The sequence below is a fragment of the Hoylesella marshii DSM 16973 = JCM 13450 genome (assembly GCF_000146675.1).
In the GTDB taxonomy this organism is placed as follows: domain Bacteria; phylum Bacteroidota; class Bacteroidia; order Bacteroidales; family Bacteroidaceae; genus Prevotella; species Prevotella marshii.
The window spans coordinates 1-4,408 of record NZ_GL397214.1; the positions used below are offsets into that span (position 1 = coordinate 1).

The 4,408-nt window shown below is 44.2% G+C and carries 4 protein-coding genes and 1 pseudogene; 2 read left to right on the forward strand and 3 right to left on the reverse strand.

Annotated features, from left to right (window positions below):
- From HMPREF0658_RS00005 to HMPREF0658_RS00015, 3 genes are all read right to left on the reverse strand, one after another.
- On the reverse strand, positions 1-493 hold a 493-nt coding region (locus tag HMPREF0658_RS00005; RefSeq protein WP_006947588.1), incomplete at its 3' end, for a TetR/AcrR family transcriptional regulator.
- A 311-nt stretch (positions 494-804) separates the two neighbouring features.
- Positions 805-1,095: a helix-turn-helix domain-containing protein gene (locus tag HMPREF0658_RS00010; protein ID WP_006947591.1), complete on the reverse strand. Its 291-nt coding sequence runs from the start codon at positions 1,093-1,095 to the stop codon at positions 805-807.
- Complete coding sequence (locus HMPREF0658_RS00015; protein WP_006947592.1) at positions 1,092-1,382, reverse strand: helix-turn-helix domain-containing protein; 291 nt, start codon at positions 1,380-1,382, stop codon at positions 1,092-1,094. The genes HMPREF0658_RS00010 and HMPREF0658_RS00015 overlap by 4 nt, the downstream gene beginning before the upstream one ends.
- 477 nt (positions 1,383-1,859) lie before the next feature.
- On the opposite strand from HMPREF0658_RS00015, the pseudogene HMPREF0658_RS00025 reads away from it, so the two are divergent.
- Both HMPREF0658_RS00025 and HMPREF0658_RS00030 read left to right on the forward strand, forming a co-directional pair.
- Positions 1,860-3,296: pseudogene (locus HMPREF0658_RS00025) on the forward strand (virulence-associated E family protein).
- Between the two features lie 181 nt (positions 3,297-3,477).
- Positions 3,478-4,408, forward strand: a 931-nt coding sequence (locus tag HMPREF0658_RS00030) for a toprim domain-containing protein (protein ID WP_006947595.1), incomplete at its 3' end; no start/stop codon positions are given.

Below are 4,408 nucleotides of genomic sequence, written 5' to 3' on the forward strand. Positions count from 1 at the left end.
ACATAGAACTCGCAATGTGCAGGAAGAAAGGCGATATGTCGATGTTGATGTGCGGATAGCGCGCTTTCATCAGTCGTAAGTATTCCTTGCCTGCTTTCAGCTGATGCTCAACTATTCTCTCCTTGTACCCCGCAAGCGATGTGCCTTCGGCATTGAACAGCAACAGCCGAAGCTCGGGGCGGTAAAGCCTCACCATTCGCTTCATTGCGCCGATGTATTCGTTCTGAAAATCGAGTGCGTCGAACACCTCTATGCTGAGGTGCCGCTCCTCGTTGTGCGACAGAATGTAGCGGTTCAGTTCGTTGAGCAGCGGCCGCAATACCTCGCAAAACAGCTCGTCCTTGCTACGGAAGTAGTTGTACACGTTGCCAGCAGCAATGCCTGCACGCCGCGCCACCGTGCGGATAGACGTGCTGCGTGCGCCGTGAGCGATGAATTCCTCGCGCGCTACGGCAACGATACGCTGCCGAATATCGTCCTTCAGTTTCTGCATACGCCCATGAAAACTTTAAATAATGAACTAAGTTCTATTTTGTTCATAAAAAAATCGCACCGCTTAGGAAAAACGGTGCGTTTGACTTAATGAGACTTCGTCTCTATATAATATATGATTTTTATTTTTAATCATATGCTAAAGTTTGTTTTGTGCAAAAATACTAAGGATATCACGATTGAACAATACCCAAAAATTAGTATTTTGCAATAAACACTTATGTGTGTTGAATGGCTAAATTTATTTTATACGTCAAACAACATATTGTGGAATAGAATATGAAGAGTTTCAGTTATACAAAATCAATCCCCTCACTTGTAATTCTCCTCCAGCATTTTTTCCAAGTCCGAAGCCTTGTAGAGTATCTTTCCTGCAAACTGCGTGTAAGGGATAATCTTCCTGTCTCGGTAGTCCTGCAAGGTACGGGGACTGATGTACAGTCGCTCGCACACTTCCTTACCCGTGAGGAAAAGTTCGCCAGCAAAGAGTGGTTTGTGCGTCTGTGCTACTTCTACAATCCGTTTCCCCACACCTCTCAATGCCGAGACGACCAGCTGCATCTCGTCCGTCTCCATGTTCAAATCTCTTGCTGTTTCCATCATATCTGTCTGTTTTTAGGCTTGTTCGACTTCGTAAGAAGAAGTGTTTCCACATCCTCACGCTTGTAATAGCACTTGTGTCCGATTTGCGTAAACGGCAGTACGCCCGTATCACGATAATGCTGCAAAGTGCGTTTGCTGATGTTCAGCAGTCGGCACACATCGCCGTTGTGCAACCAGTCCGTGCGCTTACTCTTTTCTCCGAATGCCTTGTGGCAGCATTCCGCAAGGCTCAAGATTTCATCTCGAAGCTTTGCCCAATTGGTTTCCGTAATGACGTAATAGTTCATAATTATATTTTGTTATTGTTTATTGTTTCAGGTCTTTCCTGTTTCCATCGGCAAAGGTAATGGCGTGCGTGCGCCTCTCAAAGCCGTGGGGAACAGCAGGGAAGTATCGGGAACAATCGGGAAAAGAGCAATCCGTTTCATCGGTTCACATTTGCGTTTTCCTGCCCCGTCTTTTTTCTTTCATTGTAAAGACAATCCAAGCGAGTGCAGAGGAAAGTTCACTTATCCTTTGCCGAGCGCAGCTTGTCTTATGCAAAATTAATATTGGATATTTCTTATTCCATCACTTTTCATTCACGTGGCAGCTTGTGGCACTATGACAAGGACAAAAGAGACAGATTTATACTTTTGCCACTACACAAATAAAGCTAATAAGACAATCAAAGCAAAAGAGTACATCTGAAAGCAGACAGTAACATCCGTATTTCAGATAACCTTTCTTTCCTGTCGTCCATTTTTTGCTTAATGAGACGATAAATGCTCTTTTTGACAGCCTGTTTCCCTAAGAATTTTGCAGCAGACGAGCGCAACATTATGCAAGAAGGCTCTGAATGCTTGGAAGTTACACATTCTCACCCTAACTTCACTCTTGGAAACCAATTCAAGGGAATAATGAAAAAGAACACAGATGCAGGCAATACAGACAGCAGGAGAAATCCTCATCGCAGGGGTAGCTCATCCTAGAACGCAGAGATAGAAAACTACCTCTCCACACACTACGATTTTAGATACAATACAGTATTGGGCAGAACCGAATACCGAAGTAGGAACAGCGGCATATTTACAAAAGTCGGTCGCTATGAAATCAACACACTTCGCAGGGAACTCGATTGCGATGAAAGCATAGCGACTTCTGCCGAGAACCTTTATTCCATCATTGAAAGCAGTTTTTCTCCGCGCATCAATCCCATACAGGAGTATTTCAAGGCATTGCCACTGATTGATACAGGTGATGATAGTAGCAATGGTAGTAATTACAGTGGTAGTAGTGCTCCTTTTTCTCTTTCACCGAAAGCAATTTCAGATTTGGCCAGTAGCGTTGTTGTCCGCAACTCCGAAAAGTGGTTGCCGTATCTTACCAAATGGCTTGTGGCGGTGGTTGCCAATGCGATGGACGACCGCGAGTGCCGCAACCATACCTGCCTTGTACTGACAGGAGAGCAGGGAAAGTTCAAGACAACGTTTCTCGATTTGCTCTGTCCGTCCAAACTGCACGGTTACAATTACACAGGAAAAATATATCCACAGGAGAAGGACACACTTACCTATATCGGTCAGAACCTTATCGTAAACATAGACGACCAGCTAAAAGCCCTCAATAAGTGGGACGAAAACGAACTGAAGAACCTTATCACCTGTCCGATGGTCAAGTACCGTATGCCGTATGACAAGTACGTGGAGGAGCATCCCCACTTGGCAAGCTTCGTGGCATCAGTGAACGGCAATGACTTTCTTACAGACCCGACAGGCAGCAGAAGGTTTCTGCCCTTTGAAGTTCTATCCATAGACATAGAGAAAGCCAAGCGTATTTCAATGGACAATGTCTATGCTGAAGCCAAAGCCCTGTTAAAGTCAGGTTTCCGCTATTGGTTTGATGATGAAGAGACTGCCGAACTATACAGAGAGAGTGAGGACTTTCAAGTACAGACTGCAGAAATGGAGCTCTTGCTGCGTTGCTTTGAAAAGCCAACGGAGGATGAAAGCTATTCGTTAATGACCACTACGGAGATACTCACCTATCTGGGTATTTATACCCACCAGCCACTTGTTGCCAAGCGTATGGGCGAAGCCTTGAAGAAAGCAGGATACATAAAGGTGAGCAAACGAAGAAACGGAGGTAGCCCCATCTATGTCTACAAGATTAAGAAAATCTTGCCCTGCCCGCTCCTTCAAACTTGTAGTAGCCAAATGTAGTAGAATGTGTAGTATTGTCTTATACTACAAAGTAATACTGATTATCAATCACTTATCACAAAATAACATGTAGTAAGAAGAAAGATGAAAAAGTTTGGAGGGGAAGGACTTTGGAAACGGTAAAACCATAAAATAGACAAACATAAATAATTATCATTCAACCCATTAAAGTATCAAAACAATGAAAGAAGAAGATTTATCAGCTATCAAGCGATATTCCATCGTGGAATATCTCGAAAGTAAAGACATCAAGCCTGTCCGCAAGACACCGACCTATGCCATGTACCACTCACCGCTCAGGGAGGAAACACATCCGAGTTTCAAGGTGGACACGGAAAAGAACCTTTGGATAGACTATGCCGAAGGCAGGGGTGGAAGCATCATCGACCTTTGCATGCGTTTGGAGGGCTGCACGCTCTCGGAAGCCATCTGCCGTTTGGAGCAGAACACTCCCGATAATACAACGCACAGCTACAGTTTTACAAATAGAGGAATATCCATCAGTCCAAATCAAAGAGAGAATGTTACGGCAAGCGGAACAAGGAGACTGATAAGCATATCAGACACCTTGTCGCCGCACTTACAGGAGTATTTCAAAAAGGAACGCTGTATTAATTTGGAAAAGGCAACACCCTTTCTCAAATGTATCAGTTACGAGGTAAGAGGAAGAAGATATGAAGCCATCGGCTTTGCCAACTCTTCGGGTGGCTATGAACTTCGGGACAACAATACGTTCAAGGGAACGATTGCCCCGAAGGGCATCACTCCGATATTTGAGGACATGGAACAGCCCGTTTGTCTGTTCGAGGGTTTTATGGACTTTCTCTCTTTTCTTTCAATGAAAGAGAAAGTAACCAACCAATGCCTTGTGATGAACTCTGTAAGCAATGTGGCCAGAAGTATTCGCTACCTAAACGAGAGAAGTATAACCTCCATTCGTGCTTTTCTTGATAATGACGATGCTGGGCGAAAGGCAGTGCAGGAATTTGTAAACACAGGTTTTAAGGTAGAAGATATGGCAGTGTATTATAGAGACTTCAAAGACCTCAACGATTTTCACACCAGCCGTGTCCGTGAGCAACAGAAAAAGTTGGAGAAAACTCCAAATACAA